At 52.3% G+C, this 19,733-nt stretch carries 30 protein-coding genes; 16 read left to right on the top strand and 14 right to left on the bottom strand.

Annotated elements, in window-relative coordinates:
• Genes JYE50_RS14795 through JYE50_RS14785 form a run of 3 tightly spaced genes read left to right on the top strand, consistent with a single transcriptional unit; the run spans window position 1 to window position 2,283 of the window.
• Window positions 1-762 carry an amino acid ABC transporter ATP-binding protein gene (locus JYE50_RS14795; RefSeq protein WP_084095751.1) on the top strand — a complete coding sequence of 254 codons (762 nt, stop codon included), beginning with the start codon at window positions 1-3 and terminating at the stop codon, window positions 760-762.
• A 20-nt stretch (window positions 763-782) separates the two neighbouring features.
• Window positions 783-1,622: a transporter substrate-binding domain-containing protein gene (locus JYE50_RS14790; protein ID WP_084095750.1), complete on the top strand. Its 840-nt coding sequence runs from the start codon at window positions 783-785 to the stop codon at window positions 1,620-1,622.
• A 34-nt stretch (window positions 1,623-1,656) separates the two neighbouring features.
• Window positions 1,657-2,283: a GDSL-type esterase/lipase family protein gene (locus tag JYE50_RS14785; RefSeq protein ID WP_084095986.1), complete on the top strand. Its 627-nt coding sequence runs from the start codon at window positions 1,657-1,659 to the stop codon at window positions 2,281-2,283.
• A 52-nt stretch (window positions 2,284-2,335) separates the two neighbouring features.
• On the opposite strand, the gene JYE50_RS14780 is transcribed toward JYE50_RS14785, so the two are convergent.
• The 9 genes from JYE50_RS14780 to JYE50_RS14740 form a co-directional block, all read right to left on the bottom strand.
• Window positions 2,336-2,671, bottom strand: coding sequence for a DUF6054 family protein (locus JYE50_RS14780; RefSeq protein ID WP_084095749.1), 336 nt, complete (start codon window positions 2,669-2,671; stop codon window positions 2,336-2,338).
• A 34-nt stretch (window positions 2,672-2,705) separates the two neighbouring features.
• Window positions 2,706-2,912, bottom strand: a complete 207-nt coding sequence (locus JYE50_RS14775) for a hypothetical protein (RefSeq protein ID WP_084095748.1) — start codon at window positions 2,910-2,912, stop codon at window positions 2,706-2,708.
• A gap of 191 nt (window positions 2,913-3,103) precedes the next feature.
• On the bottom strand, window positions 3,104-3,781 hold the full coding sequence (locus JYE50_RS14770) for a hypothetical protein (protein ID WP_084095747.1): 678 nt from the start codon (window positions 3,779-3,781) through the stop codon (window positions 3,104-3,106).
• Between the two features lie 339 nt (window positions 3,782-4,120).
• Window positions 4,121-5,152 carry a LacI family DNA-binding transcriptional regulator gene (locus JYE50_RS14765; RefSeq protein WP_084095746.1) on the bottom strand — a complete coding sequence of 344 codons (1,032 nt, stop codon included), beginning with the start codon at window positions 5,150-5,152 and terminating at the stop codon, window positions 4,121-4,123.
• Window positions 5,153-5,435: 283 nt separating this feature from the next.
• Entirely contained in the window at window positions 5,436-6,305 is an 870-nt protein-coding gene (locus tag JYE50_RS14760) for a MerR family transcriptional regulator (protein WP_084095745.1), read from the bottom strand.
• 103 nt (window positions 6,306-6,408) lie between these two features.
• Window positions 6,409-6,951 (bottom strand): flavodoxin domain-containing protein, encoded by a 543-nt coding sequence (locus tag JYE50_RS14755; protein ID WP_084095744.1) that lies wholly within the window; start codon window positions 6,949-6,951, stop codon window positions 6,409-6,411.
• Window positions 6,948-7,418 carry a MarR family winged helix-turn-helix transcriptional regulator gene (locus JYE50_RS14750; protein WP_084095743.1) on the bottom strand — a complete coding sequence of 157 codons (471 nt, stop codon included), beginning with the start codon at window positions 7,416-7,418 and terminating at the stop codon, window positions 6,948-6,950. The genes JYE50_RS14755 and JYE50_RS14750 overlap by 4 nt, the downstream gene beginning before the upstream one ends.
• 121 nt (window positions 7,419-7,539) lie before the next feature.
• On the bottom strand, window positions 7,540-8,031 hold the full coding sequence (locus tag JYE50_RS14745; protein WP_084095742.1) for a GNAT family N-acetyltransferase: 492 nt from the start codon (window positions 8,029-8,031) through the stop codon (window positions 7,540-7,542).
• A 2-nt stretch (window positions 8,032-8,033) separates the two neighbouring features.
• Complete coding sequence (locus tag JYE50_RS14740) at window positions 8,034-8,558, bottom strand: flavin reductase (RefSeq protein ID WP_084095741.1); 525 nt, start codon at window positions 8,556-8,558, stop codon at window positions 8,034-8,036.
• Between the two features lie 173 nt (window positions 8,559-8,731).
• On the opposite strand from JYE50_RS14740, the gene JYE50_RS14735 reads away from it, so the two are divergent.
• From JYE50_RS14735 to JYE50_RS14695, 9 genes are all read left to right on the top strand, one after another.
• A complete protein-coding gene (locus JYE50_RS14735; RefSeq protein ID WP_084095740.1) occupies window positions 8,732-9,433 on the top strand; it encodes a YjjG family noncanonical pyrimidine nucleotidase in 702 nt (233 codons plus the stop codon).
• Window positions 9,434-9,436: 3 nt separating this feature from the next.
• The gene (locus tag JYE50_RS14730) at window positions 9,437-9,832 is read left to right on the top strand and encodes an MmcQ/YjbR family DNA-binding protein (protein WP_084095739.1); all 396 of its coding nucleotides are present in this window, start codon (window positions 9,437-9,439) and stop codon (window positions 9,830-9,832) included.
• Window positions 9,822-10,205 carry a VOC family protein gene (locus JYE50_RS14725; RefSeq protein WP_084095738.1) on the top strand — a complete coding sequence of 128 codons (384 nt, stop codon included), beginning with the start codon at window positions 9,822-9,824 and terminating at the stop codon, window positions 10,203-10,205. Before JYE50_RS14730 ends, JYE50_RS14725 begins: the two co-directional genes overlap by 11 nt.
• 5 nt (window positions 10,206-10,210) lie before the next feature.
• A complete protein-coding gene (locus JYE50_RS14720) occupies window positions 10,211-10,660 on the top strand; it encodes a YaiI/YqxD family protein (RefSeq protein ID WP_084095737.1) in 450 nt (149 codons plus the stop codon).
• Window positions 10,657-11,169, top strand: a complete 513-nt coding sequence (locus tag JYE50_RS14715; RefSeq protein WP_084095736.1) for a GNAT family N-acetyltransferase — start codon at window positions 10,657-10,659, stop codon at window positions 11,167-11,169. Before JYE50_RS14720 ends, JYE50_RS14715 begins: the two co-directional genes overlap by 4 nt.
• Before the next feature lie 31 nt (window positions 11,170-11,200).
• Window positions 11,201-11,560, top strand: coding sequence for an arsenate reductase family protein (locus JYE50_RS14710; protein ID WP_366212287.1), 360 nt, complete (start codon window positions 11,201-11,203; stop codon window positions 11,558-11,560).
• Complete coding sequence (locus tag JYE50_RS14705; protein WP_084095734.1) at window positions 11,557-12,267, top strand: SDR family NAD(P)-dependent oxidoreductase; 711 nt, start codon at window positions 11,557-11,559, stop codon at window positions 12,265-12,267. Before JYE50_RS14710 ends, JYE50_RS14705 begins: the two co-directional genes overlap by 4 nt.
• Window positions 12,268-12,301: 34 nt before the next feature.
• Entirely contained in the window at window positions 12,302-12,622 is a 321-nt protein-coding gene (locus tag JYE50_RS14700; RefSeq protein ID WP_084095733.1) for a putative quinol monooxygenase, read from the top strand.
• 170 nt (window positions 12,623-12,792) lie between these two features.
• On the top strand, window positions 12,793-14,256 hold the full coding sequence (locus tag JYE50_RS14695) for a hypothetical protein (RefSeq protein WP_084095732.1): 1,464 nt from the start codon (window positions 12,793-12,795) through the stop codon (window positions 14,254-14,256).
• A 187-nt stretch (window positions 14,257-14,443) separates the two neighbouring features.
• On the opposite strand, the gene JYE50_RS15545 is transcribed toward JYE50_RS14695, so the two are convergent.
• Together JYE50_RS15545 and JYE50_RS14685 are read right to left on the bottom strand one after the other, a co-directional pair.
• The gene (locus JYE50_RS15545) at window positions 14,444-14,803 is read right to left on the bottom strand and encodes a PspC domain-containing protein (RefSeq protein WP_366212230.1); all 360 of its coding nucleotides are present in this window, start codon (window positions 14,801-14,803) and stop codon (window positions 14,444-14,446) included.
• A 98-nt stretch (window positions 14,804-14,901) separates the two neighbouring features.
• Entirely contained in the window at window positions 14,902-15,864 is a 963-nt protein-coding gene (locus JYE50_RS14685; RefSeq protein ID WP_084095731.1) for a carbohydrate kinase family protein, read from the bottom strand.
• Between the two features lie 146 nt (window positions 15,865-16,010).
• Between JYE50_RS14685 and JYE50_RS14680 the strand changes: the two genes are divergently transcribed.
• Both JYE50_RS14680 and JYE50_RS14675 read left to right on the top strand, forming a co-directional pair.
• Entirely contained in the window at window positions 16,011-16,310 is a 300-nt protein-coding gene (locus JYE50_RS14680) for an ArsR/SmtB family transcription factor (protein ID WP_084095730.1), read from the top strand.
• Between the two features lie 153 nt (window positions 16,311-16,463).
• A complete protein-coding gene (locus JYE50_RS14675; RefSeq protein ID WP_084095729.1) occupies window positions 16,464-17,162 on the top strand; it encodes a hypothetical protein in 699 nt (232 codons plus the stop codon).
• Between the two features lie 78 nt (window positions 17,163-17,240).
• On the opposite strand, the gene JYE50_RS14670 is transcribed toward JYE50_RS14675, so the two are convergent.
• The 3 genes from JYE50_RS14670 to JYE50_RS14660 all read right to left on the bottom strand — a co-directional run bounded on the left by JYE50_RS14670 (window position 17,241) and on the right by JYE50_RS14660 (window position 18,757).
• Complete coding sequence (locus JYE50_RS14670) at window positions 17,241-17,783, bottom strand: glutathione peroxidase (RefSeq protein WP_084095728.1); 543 nt, start codon at window positions 17,781-17,783, stop codon at window positions 17,241-17,243.
• 88 nt (window positions 17,784-17,871) lie between these two features.
• Entirely contained in the window at window positions 17,872-18,585 is a 714-nt protein-coding gene (locus JYE50_RS14665; protein WP_143763604.1) for an NAD-dependent protein deacylase, read from the bottom strand.
• On the bottom strand, window positions 18,560-18,757 hold the full coding sequence (locus JYE50_RS14660; RefSeq protein ID WP_143763603.1) for a hypothetical protein: 198 nt from the start codon (window positions 18,755-18,757) through the stop codon (window positions 18,560-18,562). Before JYE50_RS14660 ends, JYE50_RS14665 begins: the two co-directional genes overlap by 26 nt.
• 113 nt (window positions 18,758-18,870) lie before the next feature.
• Between JYE50_RS14660 and JYE50_RS14655 the strand changes: the two genes are divergently transcribed.
• Together JYE50_RS14655 and JYE50_RS14650 are read left to right on the top strand one after the other, a co-directional pair.
• Entirely contained in the window at window positions 18,871-19,392 is a 522-nt protein-coding gene (locus JYE50_RS14655; protein WP_084095726.1) for a hypothetical protein, read from the top strand.
• Between the two features lie 36 nt (window positions 19,393-19,428).
• Window positions 19,429-19,623 (top strand): helix-turn-helix transcriptional regulator, encoded by a 195-nt coding sequence (locus tag JYE50_RS14650; RefSeq protein WP_084095725.1) that lies wholly within the window; start codon window positions 19,429-19,431, stop codon window positions 19,621-19,623.
• Window positions 19,624-19,733 lie beyond the last annotated feature (110 nt).

Raw genomic sequence — 19,733 nt, 5'->3', positions numbered from 1 at the left:
GTGGCGGAAACAGTCCTGAGCATCTCGCATCTGACGAAGCGGTTTGATGATCAGACGATCCTGGAGGATCTCTCTCTGGCGGTCCGTGAAGGTGAAGTTGTCGTCATCGTCGGCTCCAGCGGATGCGGCAAAAGCACACTCCTGCGATGTATTAACGCCCTGGAGGATATCCAGGGCGGAGAAATCCGGCTCCGGGGTGAGCTGATTCGTCAGGGAAGCAAAAACCTGCCGGAGATGCGCCGCAAAGTCGGAATGGTATTCCAGAATTACGAACTGTTCCCTCACCTGACCGTGCTGGAGAACATCCTCCTCGCGCCGGTGAAGGCGCAGAAACGTTCCCGGACGGAAGTCCGGGAGGAAGCGCTGGCACTGCTGGACCGGGTCGGCCTGAAAGAAAAGGCTGACAGTTATCCCCGGCAGCTTTCCGGCGGACAGAAGCAGCGTGTCGCCATTGTGCGGGCCCTGTGCACGCATCCCGAAATCCTGCTTTTTGACGAAGTCACAGCCGCCCTGGATCCGGAAATGGTCCGGGAGGTGCTGGATGTCATCGTTTCCCTGGCGGACCAGGGAAAGACGATGCTCATCGTCACCCATGAAATGTCTTTTGCCCGGGCCGTAGCTGACCGGATCATCCTGCTGGAAGACCGGAACATTCTTGAGGAAAGCGACCCGGAAACCTTCTTCACATCTCCCAAAACGGAGCAGGCGAAGAAGTTCCTGCAGTCTTTTGAATTCAACAGAAAAAATAAAGCAGAGGCTTAAAGCCCGAAAGGAGAATCCCCATGAAAACCATTCGTAATATCATCGCCCTCGTGATCGCCCTCGTACTGGCTCTTTCCCTTGTCATTACCGCTTCCGCGGATGTGGTTTACCGCACCCTGGATGAGATTAAGGCTTCCGGAATCATCAACATCGGCGTTTTCTCCGATAAGAATCCCTTTGGCTATGTGGATGAGAACGGTGAATACCAGGGCTATGACGTTTACTTTGCCCGCCGCATCGGTGAGGATCTCGGTGTGACCGTCAACTACGTTTCCACCGAAGCTGCCAACCGCGTTGAATACCTGGAGACCGGTAAAGTGGACATCGTCCTGGCCAACTTCACCGTCACCCCTGAGCGCGCTGAGAAAGTGGACTTTGCCCTGCCCTACATGAACGTGGCCCTGGGCGTTGTCTCCCCGGACAGCCGTATCATCAAAGACCTGTCCGAGATCACTGCCGATGACCAGGTGATCGTCATCTCCGGCACCACCGCCGAAGATTACCTGATCAAGAATAATCCTGAGATCACCCTGCAGAAGTATGACACCTACGCCAATGCCAAGAACGCCCTGGAAAACGGAAATGCCGTTGCCTGGGCCAATGACAACACCGAGGTGATCGCCTTTGCCCTGCAGAATGAAGGCTACACCGTCGGCATTCCTTCCCTGGGCAGCCAGGACACCATTGCTCCCGCCGTCAGCAAGGGCAATGAAAGCCTGCTAAACTGGATCAATGATGAGATTAAGGCCCTGGCCGCCGAAAACTTCTTCCACAAGGATTATGAAGAGACCCTGGTTGACACCTACGGCCTGGATTATGAAGACAGCCTTGTGCTGGAAGGCGGCGGACTGGCCGAATAATCAAATCTATTGCAATCTGAGGACAGAAGCGGAAATGAAGCAGATACTCGCCTTTGGGGACTCAAACACCTGGGGCCTGATTCCCGGGGCCATAGACAGATATCCGGAATACACCCGCTGGACGGGTATTCTGCGGAGGATCGTTACGCCGAAAGGATACCGGATCCTCGAGGACGGGGTGGTCGGAAGGACCACCGTCTTCGAGGACCCGGCGCGTCCCTTTCGGAAAGGCATTGATTCCATCGCCCATTACCGGAGCACGGAAGACCTGCACACCGTGATCCTGATGCTTGGTACAAACGATTGTAAAAAGGCACTGCGCAATACACCGGAGCAGATCGGCGGCGGTATTGAGCAGTGTATTTCCCGTTTTGAAGAGTTTATTCCTCCCGAAAAAATACTGGTTCTCTCCCCGATTCTGCTGGGAGAGAACGTTTGGCGTCCGGACAAGGATCCGGCCTTCGACCGGCAGTCCGTTGAAACCAGTGCCGCACTGAAGGAAATCTACCGGGCCGTTGCGGCAAAAAAAGGCTGCCTTTTCCTGGCCGCTTCCGATTATACTGCCCCCTCCCCTGTTGACGAGGAGCATCTCAGCGTTGAAGGTCATGTCCACCTGGCTTCCGCCATCCTGAAAAAGCTGACCGAAGCCGGCTTGCTATAAGCATACAAACAGCCCCGTTCGCATAAGGAACGGGGCTGTTTTTCGCCGGTTGTCAGAGTCGTCCCAGCACTTCATCCAGTTTTTCCAGGAAAGCCTCTTCTCCGAACGTGTTGAGTTTCATGAACATCGCCTGGGATCCGCCCGAGGTGATCGCGCTCAGGTAAATGAGATCATCCCCGCCCTGGAACAGTGTCACGCTCATGGAAACACGGTTGCTGCCAAGCATGCTGTAGCGTTCAAACACACGCACTGAACAGCGGCTGCCTCCTCCGGCAAAATCACTGCTGTCTTCCAGGGATGCGGTAGCGCTTCCCCGGAGAATACCATCCTCGATCACAGACAGTATCTCTTTAAAATCCCCTCTCAGGACTTTTTCCATCTTTGCCATGTCTCATTCACTCCTTATCCGTCTGAATAACCTGTCACTTTTTCTCCGGCAGGTAATACCTGCCATCCGCGGTCCTGCATATGAATCCCTTCCGGGCCAGCATATCTGTGAAAAATATAAATGCATTCGGGTTGAGCACTCCGGCGTCATCCAGTGTCCTGGCTGATTCCGGAGAAACCGCACCTGAAACGGCCAGTTTATACAGGATATGTCTCTTTCGGATCAGAAAAACAGGCGGCATCTCCTTCACCCTCCCTGCGTCAGATTCAGTGAGCATTTCCTCACTGTGCTTACAGGGTATCACCACCTGCTCCCGAAATACAGATTCACTTGCGAGCGTTATATCCGTTTATTCCCGTCCGGTATGAAAAATACAGCCTGTCTGTCCGGATCGCTGTGCTGCCTTTTTTTATCCGTTTCTGCAAGGTTGTTTCAGTCTTCCCTTGACAATCCGTATCCGTTATATCCGGCCATTCCCGGATGATAAAACCGCACCGAAAGAACACAGGGAACGTATCCGTATTTTTTCCGTACATACTCTTCCGCCATTTTCCGGATCCCTTCCGTCAGTTCATCCTGGCATTCTTCGATCTTCAGTCTGATATAGTCATCCGTTTCGTAAACAATACTGACGCCCGGCAGGGAGGACGCGAATACGTCCCTCGGGCCCATGTGAAGCTTTTTGACCAGGTAATCCCTGATCTGTTCCTTCTGGTTTCTGGCAAATTCCGTATAGTACCGTCTGTCCACATTGGTTGTCCCGATCTGCATGGCATTATCATAATAGTTTTCCGGAGAAAGGCCGGTCTCCCGTATGACCTTCAGCCAGACCATGATCACCTTATTCCGGATCTCATCATTCAGAATTTCCGTTCTCCTGCTGTCAGGCGTATCCAGGATCTTGTTGTATTCATCCTCCGCCATCAGGAGATACAGGCACGGAATCCTGATATGGCTTTCGTCCCTGCTTATACTTATAATACTTTCATTCCTGGACACGATCCTGATTCCTATAATTTCAATTCCCAGTTCACTCTTCAGCATCTGCACCATTCTTTTTTCCGCCTGCTGAATCATGGATGCCCTTCTGATCTTCAGAAACTCAAACATAATGCTTCTCCCCTGTCCGATAATGGCCCGGTATTTTATCATCTTTTATACTGACAGACGTGTTTCCGGAATCTTTTGCTGCCTGTATGTTTTTCTCTGTTCTCCTGTGAATACAACCATCCTTGTTGTGTAATATAATAATTGCATTTGCAATTTTCGTCAAGATTGTGCGTACTTTTTGCGTTTTTCAGAAGTATACGGGCATCGAAACAGGACCGTTTCTTCTGATGATCGCTTGTATCTGCTGTAATACAGGCATGCATCATCCGAAACCGGTCATTTCCGTTTTTCAGGGGAAATGGAAAAGCTTCCGGAAGCTTTTCCCCGGAAGCCGGCTGTTTATTTTCCTTTGTTTTTCGGTTTGATGCTCCGGGTACTTCCTCGCACAATGATGGTCGTTCCCAGCAGCAGGTTTTCCGGATGTGTCTGTCTCTTTTCGATGATGTCCAGCAGCATCTGTGCTGCGGCCCGTCCCATCTCCATACGGTTCAGGGAGGTGGTTGTCAGGTCGAACCACGGAAGGGAGGAATAGTCCATGTCATTGGCACCGCAGATCGAAATATCCTTCGGAACCATCAGGCCTTTTTCCCGCAGGTAGACCATGGCGCCGATGGCCAGCTGGTCTGTCCCTGCGAAAACCGCCGTTGTGTCGGGATACTTTTCGTGAATGATCTTCATGGCCTGGTAGCCGTTTTCTTTCGCTTCATCCAGTTTATTCGCCCGCAGGTTCACCCGGACATCCCGGATATCAATGCCGCGGATCCGGCAGAAATCGTAATAGGCCTCCCGGCGGATCTCGCCGATGGCGGTCGGCAGGACAATATGTGCGATCTTCGTGTGGCCAAGGTCGCTCAGGTAGCTCATCATCTCCATCGCGCCTTTATAATGGTCGTTATCCACATAGGGCACACCGCTGCTCTGCGGCGGCCTTCTCCGGAGCGCCACCACGGGCATGGGCAGCTTCTGGATGGTGTCCAGCAGTTCTTCTGTCCACTCATCCGGAGTGATGATCAGGCCGTCAAACCGCATCTGCCGGGCCTGCTGCAGGAAATTCAGCAGCTTTTCAGCGCTGCGTTCCATATTTCCGTAAAAGATTTCGTATCCGTTTTCCTGGAGCAGTTTTTCCGCTCCGGAGGCATTCTCGGAAAAAAACGGATCTTTGATATCCGGAATGGTCAGACCGATGATCTTTGTTTTCTTTTTGGACAGCATCCGGGCGGTATTGCTCGGAACAAAATCCAGCTTTTTAATGGCTGCATAGACCTTTTCAGCCGTCTCCTCGCTGATGTCTGTATACCCGTTCAGCACCCTGGATACAGTTGATACAGAAACACCGCAGTACTGGGCCACATCCCTTATTGTTACACTCACTTCTTACGCCTCTTTTTACTAAAACGGTTTTGCTCCAATTTCATATAAACACAGAACCCCTTGTTTGTCAAATGGATTCTGTTGGATTTTTTCTCCCGTTTTGTTCTAATTATGTCTGTCTTTTCAATCGCCCGCACTATTACTTGATTTTAGTATAGTTGTCTGCATTTGCCTGTAACACCGTGTTTCCGCGGTTACTAAACCGATAAAGTGAGCCCAAAAAGCAGGAACAGCGGCCTTTATGAACCGCTGTTCCTGCTTTCGGTTTATGTGAATCAGCTGCTTACTTCTGCAGCAGGCTGAAATGATTGAGTCCATCCTTGCTCAGGCCGACCTTGCAGGTCATCCCGCCTTCCTGGGTGTTGTAGCGTGCGCCCATCACGGCCAGCATCAGCGTGGGGAAACCGGGATCAACGATCAGGCTGTCCCTGGGCACGCTGAACAGGAAGAAGCTCTCTTTTCCCTTTTCCGGTGCCGGAATCTCCCCGATCCAATCGGAAACATGCGTCCAGCCGTCCCTGGCGAAAATCTTCTCCGCGCCTTCAGGAATATCTTTCTCAAGGTCGTCCTCATCGCTGAGCAGCATCTTCCGCTGTTCTTCATCCAGCGTGCCGTTCTTCAGCTTCTCCACCATTTCCTGCATGGTGTCCATATACTGGGCCATGTCGGCTCCGGCGTTCTTACACTGTTCCATCCACTCGGCCAGCAGCTCATGCACCCGGGCGCTGATTTCCGTATCCTTCTCCTGGTCCAGGCCGAACTCCTGCCAGAGTTCCGGGCTGCTCATACGTCCTTCCACGAAATCGATAATTGTGTTGACCATCCTCTGCATATTCATTGCTTCATCGAGATATGATTTCCGGATATTTTCCATCTGTTCGAGTTTCTGCTTCTGCTCCTCGATCTTCCGGTCAAATGCTGCCATCAGGTGATCCTCGTCTTCATTGAGAAGCGTCTTGATCTCCCCTATGGAAAAATCAGCCATCTGAAGGTTTTTGATTTTCACAAACAACATAGCCTGTTCCTCCTCGTAGTACCGGTATCCGGTCCACTGGTCCACCTTCGCGGGGGCAAGCAGGCCGATCCGGTCATAGTAACGCAGCGTCTGGGTATTGCATCCGCAAAGCTTGGCGAAACCCTGGATCGTAATCATATCTCTTCCTCCTCACCCGCAGGCTATCATTGTAGTTAAGTGCAAGGTCAAGCACTTTTTTTCAGTATTTTTCACATTTATTTTTTTCAGGTCTCCGGACAAATCACTGATCGTTCGCACCGGTCAGGTATGCCACGATCGGATCTGTATACCGGACATCCGCCACATCATAGGACTTTGCGATCATAGCCGCCTTCTGCTTTTCTGCCTCTGTGGCATCCTTCTTTTTCTTCATGGCGGAAACGTACATCTTCATCATCAGTCTGAAGGGCAGCTTCATCTTATCATAATTCAGTCCGCCCTGGCAGTAGAACAGCCGGATATATTTTCTCTGCTCTTCTGTCAGCATTTTCCCGAATACTTCATCGATCTCCGGATTGTCATTGGGACTGGCGCCTGTGGCAAAGGCAGCCAGGCGCTTGTCCTTCCAGTTCGCCGCCTTTTCAAGGAACCAGTTCAGTTTGACGATTTTTCCGCCCATGCACCATCCGCCGTATACGATCGCGTCATACGCCGCAAAGAAACCGTCCTCCCGCTTCCCGGCTTCCTTCAGTTCCATCAGGTCGCCATTTGTTCTCCCGGCGATCCACTGTGCGTACCTTTGGGTAAATCCTGTCTGTGATGTATAAATCACCAGTGTTTTCATAGGTTGCTCACGTTCCTTTCCATTTTCATGATCGTGCGGATCGTCACCGTCAGGTCATCCTCTTCGACATCCGCAAAAATGCGGCTGATGATCCTGCGGCTCTGTTCATCATTCTTATCGCAGAATTCCCTGCACTGATCTGTGATCAGGATCCGCTGTTTTCGCTTATCCTTCTCATCCGGTTCCAGGGTGACAAAGCCTTTCTTTTCCAGTTTCAGCAGGATCTGCTTCACATTCTGGTGGGAGCTTCCCATCACTTCTGAAAGGTCATTCAGCGTCGGAGGCTCCTTGCAGAGATTGACGCAGATGATGGCGAAAAACTGTTTCCAGGTGATCCCCTCAAAAAAAGCATCCGCACTGGCCTGATACCGGTTGTCAAATGCGCTCAGCAGGCCCAGCAGGAATGCCTGCGGCGGCATACTGCCGAATTCAACCTGTTCCATGTTCATAGCTTCATCGTAATTCATGCTTCCACCCCGATCCGCGCAATAATATGTAATATGTTACACATCGCTTCGTTAATGTAACATATTACCTTTTCTTTGTCAACAGTTACGTTTCCCTGTTAAAATGTTGTTTGTGAACAGCTTATTCCAGCACCCGGTAATACGGGCAGATATTGGCGTAGCTTCCGTCTTTCATCCGGAAGCCTCCGGGAATGGTTCCCAGCTGTGTAAAGCCAAGCCGTTCATACAGGTGCCTGGCATGGATGTTGCTTTCCACCACCGCGTTGAACTGCAATACCCGGAATCCAAGTTCCTTCGCTTTCCGCAGACAGTCCAGCACCAGCTTTTCCCCGATATGCTGTCCCCTGGCTTTGGAAGAAACCGCATAGCTGGCGTTGCAGATATGCCCGCACCGGCCAACGTTGTTGGGATGCAGAATATACAGGCCGAGGATCTTCCCGTCCGTTTCCGCCACACCGGTATAGCTCTGGGAGGCAAAGAAAGCCTTCCCGCTTTCCCGGTCCAGGCAGTCCTTCTGCGGAAAAGCAATCCCATTCTCCACAATCTCATTCCAGATCGGGATCATCCCTTCCAGATCCGCTCCGGTGTATTCCCGGATCTGTATCTTCTCCATGGTTAATCCTCCCGGATAATATACGCGCTGACGATTTCACCGACATACGCGGTATGAAGATCCTCCGCATCCTTTCCGTTTCCGTAAAACCGCTTCCGGATCGCTTCCGGAATGCGGTCCGGATCCTGGTCCTGCTGATACAGCACCCTGCATTCCAGTGTCAGGGGATATTCCCTGATACCAGGCGTATGGATCTCATCCGCATCCACCAGGGTCAGGTTCGCAGCCTTTTCCTTATCAATATCCCGTCCGGACTGAGTACCGCAGATGCTGAACACTTCCCTGTCCAGCCTGCCGGACACGGGCGCGGAGATCGTAAATTCTCCTGTCTTATCCAGCTGCGGCTTGGTATACCGGCTCTGGCGCACATACACCGTATAGGTCGGCAGATTCCAGAGGGTTCCCAGGTGTCCCCACCCGATGACCATGGTATTGAACTTGTCCCCGTTGGTATTGAGCAGGATTCCCTGCGGAAGCGCTTTGTTCAGCTGTTCCGCGTAATCAAAAGCATTGATTTTCTCTTTCATGGCAGTTTCCTCCCCGATGGTTATAAAACGCTGTGCCCGTAATGCTGAAAAGCTGATGGCATTATACCATCTTTCCGCTGAAAAAGGGAAGAACACCGGCTTTTGGCTTGCTACAGGCAGGGGATCCATATTATCATATCAGTATGAAATGGTTCGGGTGAAAGGAAACAGAAATGATCAGGACGGTTTTATGGGATGTGGACGGAACGCTGCTGGATTTTTCCATCGCTGAAAGCACCGCCATCCGTTCCCTGTTTTGTGAGTTTGACCTGGGCGAGTGCACAGATGAGATGGTTCGCCGGTACTCGAAGATCAATGAAGGTTTCTGGCAGCGTCTGGAGCGGAACGAGATCACCAAGGAGCAGGTGCTGATCGGACGGTTTGAGGCTTTCTTTGCCGAACAGGGAATCGATCCCGGTCTGGCCCGTCCCTTCAACACGAAATACCAGCTGCGCCTCGGGGATACGGCCGTTTGCCGGGATGACAGTCTGGCCCTGGTCCGCTCCCTTCGGGGAAAAGTGCGGCAGTATGTCGTATCCAACGGCACCGTTGCCGCACAGACCAAAAAGCTCAGGCTTTCAGGCCTTGGCGCGCAGATGGACGGAATCTTCCTCTCTGATGAGCTGGGCGTTGAGAAGCCCAACAAGGCTTTTTTTGATAAAGTCCTGGAAGCTGTTTCCCCGGAAAGCCTGTCTGATGTCATGATCGTCGGTGATTCCCTCACCAGCGACATACAGGGCGGGATCAATGCCGGGATCCGCACCTGCTGGTATAATCCTGACCGGAAACCGCTTCCTGCTGAATATACGGTGGATCTGGTCATCTCTGATCTGCACGAACTGATCCCCCTGCTTTTGCCGGATAATAAGGAGTAGGCCATGACCAAACAGGAACTGATCGACTACATTTTTGACACCTACAGCGTGGAACCGGACTATCCGTTCCCCCGGGATGATGTATCCTGTGTGTTCCGCCATATTGATAACCGGAAATGGTTTGGCATCGCCATGGTGATCCCTTACAGAACCCTCGGTATCAGCCGGAAGGGAAACGTTGACATCCTGAACATCAAGTGCGATCCCATCATCGCCGGTTCCCTCCGGGGAAAACCCGGTTTCTGTCCGGCCTACCACATGAATAAGGATAAATGGATCACCGTCCTTTTGGACGGATCAGCCGGTCAGGAGGAGCTCATATCCCTGCTGGATATGAGCTACAGCATGACCGCTTCAAAAGTCAGGAAAACAAGCAAGGAGAAAACGAATGAGGATTGAGCACACTGCCCTTTATGTCAGCGATCTGGAAGCAGCCAGGGATTTCTTTGTCACTCACCTGGAAGGCAGGGCCAACGGGGGATATCACAATCCAAAGACAGGATTCCGTTCCTATTTCATCTCCTTCGCCGGCGGCGCCCGGCTGGAGTTGATGACAAAGCCGGAACTGGCTGATATGGATAAGCCGCTGAATCGCACGGGATACGCGCATATAGCCTTTTCTGCCGGCAGCCGGGAAAAGGTGGATGAACTGACCGAAAAGCTGCGGGCCGCCGGATATGAGGTGATCAGCGGTCCCCGTATCACGGGCGACGGATATTATGAAAGCTGCATCATTGCTCTTGAAGGCAACCAGATTGAAATAACGGAGTAAAGCACATGACAGTATACATTGACGCGGATGCCTGTCCGGTCATCCGGATCGCTGAAGGCATTGCCAAAAAGCACAGCCTCCCGGTCGTCCTTCTCTGCGACACCAGTCACCTGCTGACCTCTGACTACAGCACTGTCAAAGTCATCGGTGCAGGAGCGGATGCCGTGGATCTCGCCCTGATCAACCTCTGCTGCCGCGGGGACATCGTCATCACACAGGATTACGGTGTGGCCGCGCTGGCTTTGGGCAAAGGCGCAAAAGCGATCCACCAGAGCGGTATGTGGTATACGGATGAAAACATAGACAGGCTGCTTATGGAACGGCACCTGGCCCGAAAAGCCAGGCAGAGCGGAAAGCATCACCTGAAAGGGCCGGCAAAACGCACTGATGAAGATGACCGGCGTTTTGCGGAAAGCTTTGAACAATTGATCGCACTGACGGAGGAAAACAGATGAGAATTGAAACTGAACGGCTGATTATTGCTGAGTTTACGGCGGATATGGCTCAGGCCGTCCATGAAAACTCCCTGGATGAGGACAACCGGCGTTTTGTGCCGGATGAGGTGTTTGAAACAGTTGAGGACGCCCGGGAAGCCGTTGAATTCCTGATGTCCCGGTACAGCGGCACCGAAGGCCCGTTCACCTATCCTGTCCTGATCAAAGACAGCGGAGAAAACATCGGCTATGTCCAGCTGGTTCCGTTTGAGGATGGTCTGTGGGAGATCGGTTACCACATCGCGAAAAAGTATACCGGAAAAGGATACGCTTCTGAAGCCGTCCGGGCTTTCCTGCCGGTTATGGCAGACGCAGCAGGAATCAGCGAAATATACGGTGTCTGTCTCAGCGATAACACAGCGTCAAAACATGTCCTGAAAAAATGCGGATTTGAGACGGTTTCTGAAGAGATCGGAGACTACCAGGGTGAGAAGCGTCCTGTCTTCAGGGCGGTCTGGAAAAAGCCATAACCTTTGAAAATACAAGGAGGATAAGGGAATGCTGAAAGTCTATTGCTACAGTCGCTGCACCACCTGCCAGAAAGCCCTGAAATGGCTGAAAGACCAGGGAATTGAGCACACGATCATTGACATCAAAGCCGATCATCCGGATGAAAAAACGCTCCGGGAATACTATACCGCGAGCGGTCTTCCGCTGAAGCGTTTCTTCAACACCAGCGGCATCCCCTACCGGGAAATGGAACTGTCAAAGAAGCTGCCGTCCATGAGCGAGGATGAGCAGCTGGCCCTCCTGGCGACCGACGGAATGCTGGTCAAACGGCCGTTGCTGGTTGGTGATTCCTTCGTTCTCACCGGTTTTAGGGAAGAAGAATGGAAGGACAAACTGGAGGTTGTCAAATGAAAGCCTTTGATGGAAAAACCGCAGTCATCACAGGCGGTGCCCATGGTATCGGCAAAGCCATCGCGTATGCGTTCGCCCGGGAAGGCGCCGCTGTTCATATCATTGACAGGCAGCCGGGAGACTGGTTTGTCGGCGATGTGTCAGACAGGGAAACCCTGGAGCGTTTCGCTGCGTCTGTTATTGAGAAAAGCGGCAGCATCGATTATCTTGTCAACAACGCCCTTCCTCTGATGAAGGGAATTGATGAATGCTCCTGGGAAGAGTTCTCCTATGCTTTGGCTGTAGGCGTCACTGCGCCATTCTATCTGACCAAACTGCTGATGAATCACTTTGCTCCGGGAGCGTCCGTCATCAACATCTCTTCTTCCCGCGACCGGATGAGCCAGCCGCAGACAGAAAGCTATACGGCAGCCAAGGGAGGTATTGCGGCACTGACTCATGCCATGGCTGTCAGCCTTGCCGGAAAGGCAAGGGTAAACAGTATTTCTCCCGGCTGGATTGACACCACCGGCAGTACGATTGCCGGTGCGGATGCCCTGCAGCAGCCCGTAGGACGTGTCGGCAAGCCTGAAGATATCGCGGAAATGGTGTTGTTCCTCTGTTCTGACAAAGCAGGCTTTATCACCGGGGAAAACATCTGCGTTGACGGCGGCATGACCCGGCAGATGATCTACCATGGAGAGCACCATTGGACAATGACCCCATAAAACACAGAATGGACAGCAGGAGGAAGGTCTGAATATGATCACCGTGAATCTGTATTACAAAGGCGTAAACGGCAGCGCCAGGGCGTTCGCTGAAGAGATGGAAAAGTCCGGCATTGCCGCGGACATCCGGAAGGAGCCGGGCAACCTGCGTTATCAGTATTTTCAGCCCCTGGACGATCCGGAAACCGTCCTGCTCATCGACAGCTGGACAGACCAGGCAGCCATCGATGCGCATCACGTCTCCCCGATGATGACCCGTCTGGCCGCGCTGCGGGAAAAGTATGACCTGCATATGACAGTGGAGCGCTTTGTCAGTGAAGACCTCGGGGCAGATGAGAAATACATCCGGAAATAGCACACAGAGCCGCCTGGAGCCGCTTCTCCAGGCGGCTTTTCTGTTCATCATATGTTCATATTCGATTTAAGGTTCATTAAAGGTTTCTGGTGATAATAAATCCTGCCGGAAGCAGTTTCCGGCAGACCGGATAATCAGATTGATTACCTTTATCACAAGGAGGTTTTTCCATGAAGAAAATGCTGTGTTTTATTCTGGCTGCTGCCATGATGTTCAGTATAACCGCCCTGGCGGAAGACAGTCCGGGAGGTACGCCTCCCGATGGTTTCAGCGGAACGCCCCCGGAAGGTACGCCTCCGGATGGTTTCGGCGGAGGAACTCCCCCTGACGGCACACCTCCGGACGGCTTTGGCGGCGGTACGCCCCCGGACGGGGCTCCCGGCGGATTCGGCGGTGGAACACCGCCCGGAGGCGGCACGTCCTCTTTTGAGTATGCCGCATCCACCGAAGTAACGGAAGCAGCGGAGCTGAATAGCCAGTCCTTTGTCTCCGAAACAGCGGACGAAAGTGCTCTCCTTATCAACACCGCGGATACGGTTACCATTACTGAACCGGCAATTACCAAAACCGGTGATTCCAGCGGCGGTGACAACTGCAATTTCTACGGACTGAACGCGGCACTCCTGGTTATGGGCGGCTCCACAACAACCATCACCGGCGGAACTATTGAGACCTCCGCTTCCGGCGCCAACGGCGTTTTCTCTTACGGCGGAAATGGCGGACGAAACGGTGCTGCCGGGGACGGCACAACTGTTGTTATTTCAGATACGACCATTGTCACTGACGGCGACGGCTCAGGCGGGATCATGACCACAGGCGGCGGAATAACCTATGCCGACAACCTGGCTGTCACTACCTCCGGCCGCTCCTCCGCGGCCATCCGCACAGACCGCGGCGGCGGTACAGTAGTCGTGGACGGCGGCACTTATACAACCAGCGGGCTGGGATCACCTGCGATCTATTCAACCGCGGATATCACAGTGAATAATGCTTCCCTGGTATCCAATCTGTCGGAAGGTGTCTGTATCGAAGGGATGAACTCCATTACCCTGGAGAACAGCAACCTGACTGCTTCCAACACGCAGTGCAACGGCAACGCCACCTTCCATGATACGATCATGATCTATCAGTCCATGTCCGGCGACGCGGACAGCGGCACCTCGTCCTTCACAATGACAGGCGGCAGCCTCACAAGTCTCAGCGGCCACATGTTCCACGTGACCAACACCCACGCGGTCATTACGCTGAACGGTGTGGAGCTTTCCAACCAGGGCAGCGATATCCTGCTTTCCGTCTGCGATGACGGATGGCATGGAGCTTCCAATGTTGCGGAGCTGGTTACTCATAATCAGCAACTGGAGGGAACCATCCTGGCAGGTGATAATTCCGTGCTGAAGCTGACGCTATCCGATGGCTCCGCTTTTGAAGGAACAGTCAGCGGCAGGATCGAAAATGCGAAAAATGAACTGATCTCCACCGAAGTCGGTTCCGTCAGTGTCACACTGGACAGCACCAGCACCTGGACCCTGACAGCGGATACCTGGATTGACGCTTTTGAGGGAGATGCTTCCCGCGTTACCGGAAATGGCTATACACTGTACGTGAACGGCACTGCGCTTGAAGGCATCAGTTGATCCGGAGATTCATTCCCATAACAGCTTTGGCCCGTGTTAACCCGATACCCCGGAAATGAATATGAGTTTCTCCGGCAAAGTCTTCCTTTTGTGCATAAAAATGCTCCCTTCATGTGACAGTTTTTGTTTCACTGTCTTTCATGAAGGGAGCATATCCGTTATGCCGCTGTTTCTTTATCCGCACGCATCAGAATGTCCTGGTATTCCGGTTTTCGGGATAGTATTCTTCAGTTTCGTTTTCCGTTTCTTCCTCTTCTGTTTCCTCTTCTTCCGCGTCATCTCCCGCGGGAAGGATCAGCGCGCAGAGGAAGTAGGCCATAATACCTGTGCCCCAGCCCAGGACCATCATGGCGAAAATAAAGCGGATGATCGTGGGATCCACCTTCAGGTATTCCGCGATACCGGCGCAGACGCCGCAGATCTTTTTATCCTTTATGCTCTTGTGGAGGCGGCCTGTCAACTTTTTACCGCTCCTTCCGCTGTTCATTGACTGATAAATAAAATATCCGATTCCAAGGCCTGCGATCAGTGACATTAACCAGCTCATAATCCGGGTTCCTCCTTGCCAAAACATATACCGTTTATCAGCGGTATTTTTATAGGATAACAGAAACCCGCTGAAATGAAAAGGGCCGTTCCGTAGAATTATGAGGGGCTTTTTTCTTCTGCCGGTATGTTTTTTTCATTCTCCCGCATGAATCCGAGCACCTGTTCCCTGCTTTGCAGAGCCGTTCCCGCGCCTGCCGCTGTGGTGCAGATCGCGCCGCACGCGTTGGCAAAGTCCAGGGCTTCTTTTTCACCAGCGCCCCGGAGGATTTCCGAAACAAGCCCTGCCGCAAAGTTATCTCCCGCGCCGGTGGCGTCCACCGCCCGGACAGGACAGGCAGGAAGCCGGATCACGGTATTCCTGTTCTTCAGCAGGCAGCCCCTGCCTCCCAGCTTGATGATCACGCCCTTCACACCGTGATCCAGAAAAACGTCAGCCATTTCTTCCGGTTCTTCCCTGCCGGTAAAGTACCGGGCTTCGTCCTCGTTAGGCGTAATATAGTCGATCAGCGGCAGAGACTCCCGGATATCCTCCAGCGTTAGGATGCGAAAGTTCGGCAGCTTGGTATCGGCAATCACCAACTGACCTGCCTGCTTTGTGGCGCTCACCACGGCATGGATAACAGCCGGATCATCAAATGGTGCCCGGAACAGGGAGCCCAGCATCACCGCCCGGGCATCCGTAAACAGCGCATGATCCTTTTCCGGATGGAAATTGAGCCGGTGTGCCTGGTTGGTAATAGACTTCCTGGTTCCGTCTTCCCGCACAAACATGGTGGTCACCGGTGTGGCTCCCGTCCGGATCACAGCTGATGTATCCACCCCGTTCTTTTCCAGTTCGTTCAGCACTATTTCTCCCGCGGCGTCACTTCCCAGCGCACAGAGGATCCCCGTCTTCAGTCCCAGTTTCGACGCCGCGACTGCCTCATTCACCGCTTCACCGCCGGGGTTCAGGGTACAGGATTCTGCAAGATATCCGGAAGCCGATACCGGTTTCGGATCAAATCCCCGGATAATGGAATCCACCAGTGCCATGCCGATACAGACCAGATCATATTTCATAGGCTTTCCTGTCCTTTTTCTTTCTCTCCGGTTTATTATCCCCGATCCTTCAGCCAATTGCAAGTGTGACAGGCGGCGCAGGATATGGTACAATGTCACACAAGGAGTATGATCATGACCGAAGAACCCGATGATGAGGTAAGCGCATGAACAAGCAATACGGAAACTACGCCAAAATATTCAAAGCCCTGTCCGATCCCAAACGGGTCAGGATTGTCGATCTGCTTTCCTGCGGGGAAATGTGCGGCTGCGTACTGCTGAAATGTTTTGAAGTCACCCAGCCCACTTTGGCCCACGATATGAAGGTGCTGACCGAGGCCGGAGTTGTCACCAGCCGTCGGGAAGGAAAAAGAACCCTGTACTCCCTGAACATGAAAACGCTGGAGGACATCCGTAAGCATATCGATGAGATCCAGCGGAACAACGCTGATAAAAGTCATCGCTGACATCCCGGCACACCGGTTTTCCGGTGTGCTTTTCTTTGCTCTGTATTCATAGAAACATTTCTATTTATCTATTGATTTTATCATCGTTGTCATGTAGAATGAGGTCAGGATCAGACATCTGATCCGAAGAAAGACAAAACGGAGGATTCTGGTATGAAAAAGGTATTTTCCCTCCTTCTCGCGCTCAGTCTGGTACTGACCTGCGTCTTCGCGCTTGCGGAAGAAACCGAAACCTGCACCTACACCATTTTCAATGAGACCGGTGAGAAAGTCACTGAGCTGTATGTGACCGACAACCTGACCGGTGAAAAGAGTGAAAACTATGCCGGTGAGGAAGGCCTGAAAAAGGGCGGAATCGTTGAGATCAGCGGCACCAACAAGGAAGGCTATGTCATCACCCTGAGCTTCAAAACCGAAAGCGGCTACGAAGCAGCCTTTGAAACCCTGCATTTCGAAACCGTTCCGATCAGCCTGCTGCCCGCCAAAACGGAAGAAGCTGACGCCACCACTGGCGCCACCCCCATCTCCTTCTTCGCTCCCGTGTGCACCTACACCGTGTACAACACCACCGGTGAAAAGGTTACCGGCCTGTATGTCACCGACAACCTGACCGGTGAAAAGAGCGAAAACCTGGCCGGTGAAGGGCTGGAAGACGGCGCATCCGTTGAGATCAGCGGCACCAACAAGCCCGGCTATGTCATTACCCTGAGCTTCACAACGGAAAGCGGATATGAAGCAGCCTTTGAAACCCTGCACTTTGAGACCGTGCCGATCAGCCTCCTGCCCGCCAAAACGGACACCGACGCCACCACCGGTGCGACTCCCATCTCCTTCTCCGCTCCCGAAGCATAATTGCTTCTTCACCGGAACAACAGAACGCGGCCCCTTGAAGGGGACCGCGTTCTTTTCATTCCGGGGATTTTCTGTTGTTTACAGGGCGGCCGCAACCGCGCTCCGGACTTCCTTCATGTCAACGGTAGGCTCAAACCGCGCAATGACTTTACCTTCGCGGTTCACCAGAAACTTGGTGAAATTCCACTTGATATAGGCCTTGTCACCGAACTTTTTATTGTTCAGGTCTGCGAACTTGTTCAGAGCCGCCATCTTCAGGCCTTTGCCGAAACCTTCGAAAGGCTTCTCCGCAGCCAGATAAGCAAACAGCGGATCTGCGTTATCGCCGTTCACGTCGACCTTGGCAAACTGAGGGAAATCCGTACCATACTTCAGCGTGCAGAACTGATGGATCTCATCCTCACTGCCCGGGGCCTGGTTCGCAAACTGGTTGCAGGGGAAGTCAAGAATCTCCAGTCCCTGATCTTTCAGTTCTTTATACATCGCTTCCAGGGGCTCATAGTGGGGGGTAAATCCGCAGCCGGTAGCTGTATTGACAATCAGAAGAACCTTGCCCTGATATTCTGACAGGCTGACTTCATTACCCTGTCTGTCCTTCACTGTGAAATCATAAATCGTCATCGTTCGTATCTCCCTTCTGTTTGATACGATTATATTTTATCAAATATATCTATTCTGTCAATACCCCTGTATAAAAATCTTCATCAGGTCATCTGATTCTCCCCATAATCTCCGCCACATCCCCGCGAAGCACAAGCGTGGCCTGTGTTTCCGCCGGGATATAATCCCGGTTGATGACCACCAGGTTTCTCCCCCGGAAGTGGCCGATAAAAGATGCCGCCGGTTCCACCGCCAGGGATGTACCTGCAACGATTAATGTATCAGCGTTGGTGATCTCCCGGATCGCTCCGATGCAGACATATTTCGGCAGTGCCTCTCCATACAGTACCACATTGGGTTTGATCACGCCCCCGCAGTCCCTGCAGCGGGGAATGCCCTCCGAATCCAGGATGGCTTCCATCGGATAGGAGGCGCCGCAGTCCATGCATTCATTCTCATGCACGTTTCCATGAAGTTCGTAAACCCGGATATTGCCTGCAGCCCTGTGCAGGCCGTCCACATTCTGTGTCACAATGCCCCGCAGCTTATCCTTCTGTTCCAGCTCAAACAGTTTCCGGTGAGCCGCGTTGGGTTCTGCGTCCGGATACAGCAGGTGCTTCCGGTAATAATCAAAGAATTTCTCCGTTTGCAGATAAAAGAAGGATTTGCTCAGGATCATTTCCGGGGAAAGGCCATTCTCTTCTTCCGCATAAAGGCCCTCCGCAGAACGGAAATCCGGAATCCCGCTGGCCGTGGATACGCCTGCCCCGCCGAAAAAAACAATCCGCCGGGACCGGTCAATGATCTCCTGAAAAAAATCCATCTCCGCGGAATTCATATCTTTCCCCTTTTTCTTGTTTTGAATTATTATACCATCCATCCGTCTGAAAGAAAAACAGGCGTATACCTGTGATCATTGTAAATCCTGGATTTTGAACTGATACGACTGGCATTTTGAAATATTTTTCATTCTTTTTGTAAACTATACTTGACATCGTGTAAAACTCATGTTACTATATGACCGTCGAAAGGAGATGCATGGCGCCGCATCCCTTCCGCAGAAGCAACACCCGGACAACAGTAAATGAAAAAACAGGAGGAAACTGATATGAATATCGTCACACTGTTCCTTGCCCTCGCAATCCTGGTTGGCATCATCCTGCTTTGTCTCTCAGACCGCAAAAAAGTAAAGCAGTTTGACGAACGTCAGCTGATTGTCAGAAGCCGTGCGGTAAACCTCGCCTACGTTACCCTGCTGATCTGCCTCTTCATCGTGCTGATCCTCAGCACCATGACCCTTCCCTGGCTGGATGTTCCGGTCTGCGTGATCCTGAGCATGTTTGTCTCCCTGACTGTTTTCTCGGTTTACGCCATCCTGAACAACGCCTACTTTACCGGAGTCAAAAAGGAATCCCCCTTCGGCGGTGTGTTTCTCTCCGTCTCCCTGCTCAACCTTTTCAACGGCTTCCGTCATCTTTCCAATGAAGGCAAAGAAGGGCCCCTGGACATTATTCTTCCCTTCGTCCTCGGAGCGCTGGGTGTCATCATCTGTGTCACCCTGCTGATCCGGAAGCGCATGGATAAAAAGGAGCAGGAAGAAGAGATCAAAGAAGACGATGACATTGAGTAAGACCTGCCGCATGGACTGAAAAGGAGCTGAATGAATATGAAAAACCTGAAGCTCAAGGCCGCCCGCGCAGCTAAGGATCTGTCCCAGGACCAGCTTGCGCAGCTGTGCAATGTATCCCGCCAGACGATCAACGCCATTGAAAAGGGCGACTATAACCCGACCATCAACCTGTGTATTGCCATCTGTCGCGCACTGGATAAAACCCTGGACGAACTGTTCTGGGAAGGTTGATTCCCTGCCTTTTCCGGCAGCGGTCATACAGAACCATCAAACTCCAAAAAGCAGCATCCAGTCATGTGATCGGATGCTGTTTTACTCTTATCAGGGCAGCTGTGAAGGCC

It is taken from the genome of Aristaeella lactis, assembly GCF_018118585.1.
Lineage (GTDB): Bacteria > Bacillota > Clostridia > Christensenellales > Aristaeellaceae > Aristaeella > Aristaeella lactis.
This window is presented reverse-complemented; position numbering and strand designations above follow the sequence as displayed.

What these genes read in the sequence shown, in the direction of transcription:
- JYE50_RS14790 (WP_084095750.1), top strand. Translation starts at nt 783, where the DNA reads ATGAAAACCATTCGTAATATCATCGCCCTCGTGATCGCCCTCGTACTG.
- JYE50_RS14785 (WP_084095986.1), top strand. Translation starts at nt 1,657, where the DNA reads ATGAAGCAGATACTCGCCTTTGGGGACTCAAACACCTGGGGCCTGATT.
- JYE50_RS14780 (WP_084095749.1), bottom strand. Translation starts at nt 2,671, where the DNA reads ATGGCAAAGATGGAAAAAGTCCTGAGAGGGGATTTTAAAGAGATACTG.
- JYE50_RS14775 (WP_084095748.1), bottom strand. Translation starts at nt 2,912, where the DNA reads ATGCCGCCTGTTTTTCTGATCCGAAAGAGACATATCCTGTATAAACTG.
- JYE50_RS14770 (WP_084095747.1), bottom strand. Translation starts at nt 3,781, where the DNA reads ATGTTTGAGTTTCTGAAGATCAGAAGGGCATCCATGATTCAGCAGGCG.
- JYE50_RS14760 (WP_084095745.1), bottom strand. Translation starts at nt 6,305, where the DNA reads ATGATTACGATCCAGGGTTTCGCCAAGCTTTGCGGATGCAATACCCAG.
- JYE50_RS14755 (WP_084095744.1), bottom strand. Translation starts at nt 6,951, where the DNA reads ATGAAAACACTGGTGATTTATACATCACAGACAGGATTTACCCAAAGG.
- JYE50_RS14750 (WP_084095743.1), bottom strand. Translation starts at nt 7,418, where the DNA reads ATGAATTACGATGAAGCTATGAACATGGAACAGGTTGAATTCGGCAGT.
- JYE50_RS14745 (WP_084095742.1), bottom strand. Translation starts at nt 8,031, where the DNA reads ATGGAGAAGATACAGATCCGGGAATACACCGGAGCGGATCTGGAAGGG.
- JYE50_RS14740 (WP_084095741.1), bottom strand. Translation starts at nt 8,558, where the DNA reads ATGAAAGAGAAAATCAATGCTTTTGATTACGCGGAACAGCTGAACAAA.
- JYE50_RS14735 (WP_084095740.1), top strand. Translation starts at nt 8,732, where the DNA reads ATGATCAGGACGGTTTTATGGGATGTGGACGGAACGCTGCTGGATTTT.
- JYE50_RS14730 (WP_084095739.1), top strand. Translation starts at nt 9,437, where the DNA reads ATGACCAAACAGGAACTGATCGACTACATTTTTGACACCTACAGCGTG.
- JYE50_RS14725 (WP_084095738.1), top strand. Translation starts at nt 9,822, where the DNA reads ATGAGGATTGAGCACACTGCCCTTTATGTCAGCGATCTGGAAGCAGCC.
- JYE50_RS14720 (WP_084095737.1), top strand. Translation starts at nt 10,211, where the DNA reads ATGACAGTATACATTGACGCGGATGCCTGTCCGGTCATCCGGATCGCT.
- JYE50_RS14715 (WP_084095736.1), top strand. Translation starts at nt 10,657, where the DNA reads ATGAGAATTGAAACTGAACGGCTGATTATTGCTGAGTTTACGGCGGAT.
- JYE50_RS14705 (WP_084095734.1), top strand. Translation starts at nt 11,557, where the DNA reads ATGAAAGCCTTTGATGGAAAAACCGCAGTCATCACAGGCGGTGCCCAT.
- JYE50_RS14700 (WP_084095733.1), top strand. Translation starts at nt 12,302, where the DNA reads ATGATCACCGTGAATCTGTATTACAAAGGCGTAAACGGCAGCGCCAGG.
- JYE50_RS14695 (WP_084095732.1), top strand. Translation starts at nt 12,793, where the DNA reads ATGAAGAAAATGCTGTGTTTTATTCTGGCTGCTGCCATGATGTTCAGT.
- JYE50_RS15545 (WP_366212230.1), bottom strand. Translation starts at nt 14,803, where the DNA reads ATGAGCTGGTTAATGTCACTGATCGCAGGCCTTGGAATCGGATATTTT.
- JYE50_RS14685 (WP_084095731.1), bottom strand. Translation starts at nt 15,864, where the DNA reads ATGAAATATGATCTGGTCTGTATCGGCATGGCACTGGTGGATTCCATT.
- JYE50_RS14680 (WP_084095730.1), top strand. Translation starts at nt 16,011, where the DNA reads ATGAACAAGCAATACGGAAACTACGCCAAAATATTCAAAGCCCTGTCC.
- JYE50_RS14675 (WP_084095729.1), top strand. Translation starts at nt 16,464, where the DNA reads ATGAAAAAGGTATTTTCCCTCCTTCTCGCGCTCAGTCTGGTACTGACC.
- JYE50_RS14670 (WP_084095728.1), bottom strand. Translation starts at nt 17,783, where the DNA reads ATGACGATTTATGATTTCACAGTGAAGGACAGACAGGGTAATGAAGTC.
- JYE50_RS14665 (WP_143763604.1), bottom strand. Translation starts at nt 18,585, where the DNA reads ATGGATTTTTTTCAGGAGATCATTGACCGGTCCCGGCGGATTGTTTTT.
- JYE50_RS14660 (WP_143763603.1), bottom strand. Translation starts at nt 18,757, where the DNA reads ATGTCAAGTATAGTTTACAAAAAGAATGAAAAATATTTCAAAATGCCA.
- JYE50_RS14655 (WP_084095726.1), top strand. Translation starts at nt 18,871, where the DNA reads ATGAATATCGTCACACTGTTCCTTGCCCTCGCAATCCTGGTTGGCATC.
- JYE50_RS14650 (WP_084095725.1), top strand. Translation starts at nt 19,429, where the DNA reads ATGAAAAACCTGAAGCTCAAGGCCGCCCGCGCAGCTAAGGATCTGTCC.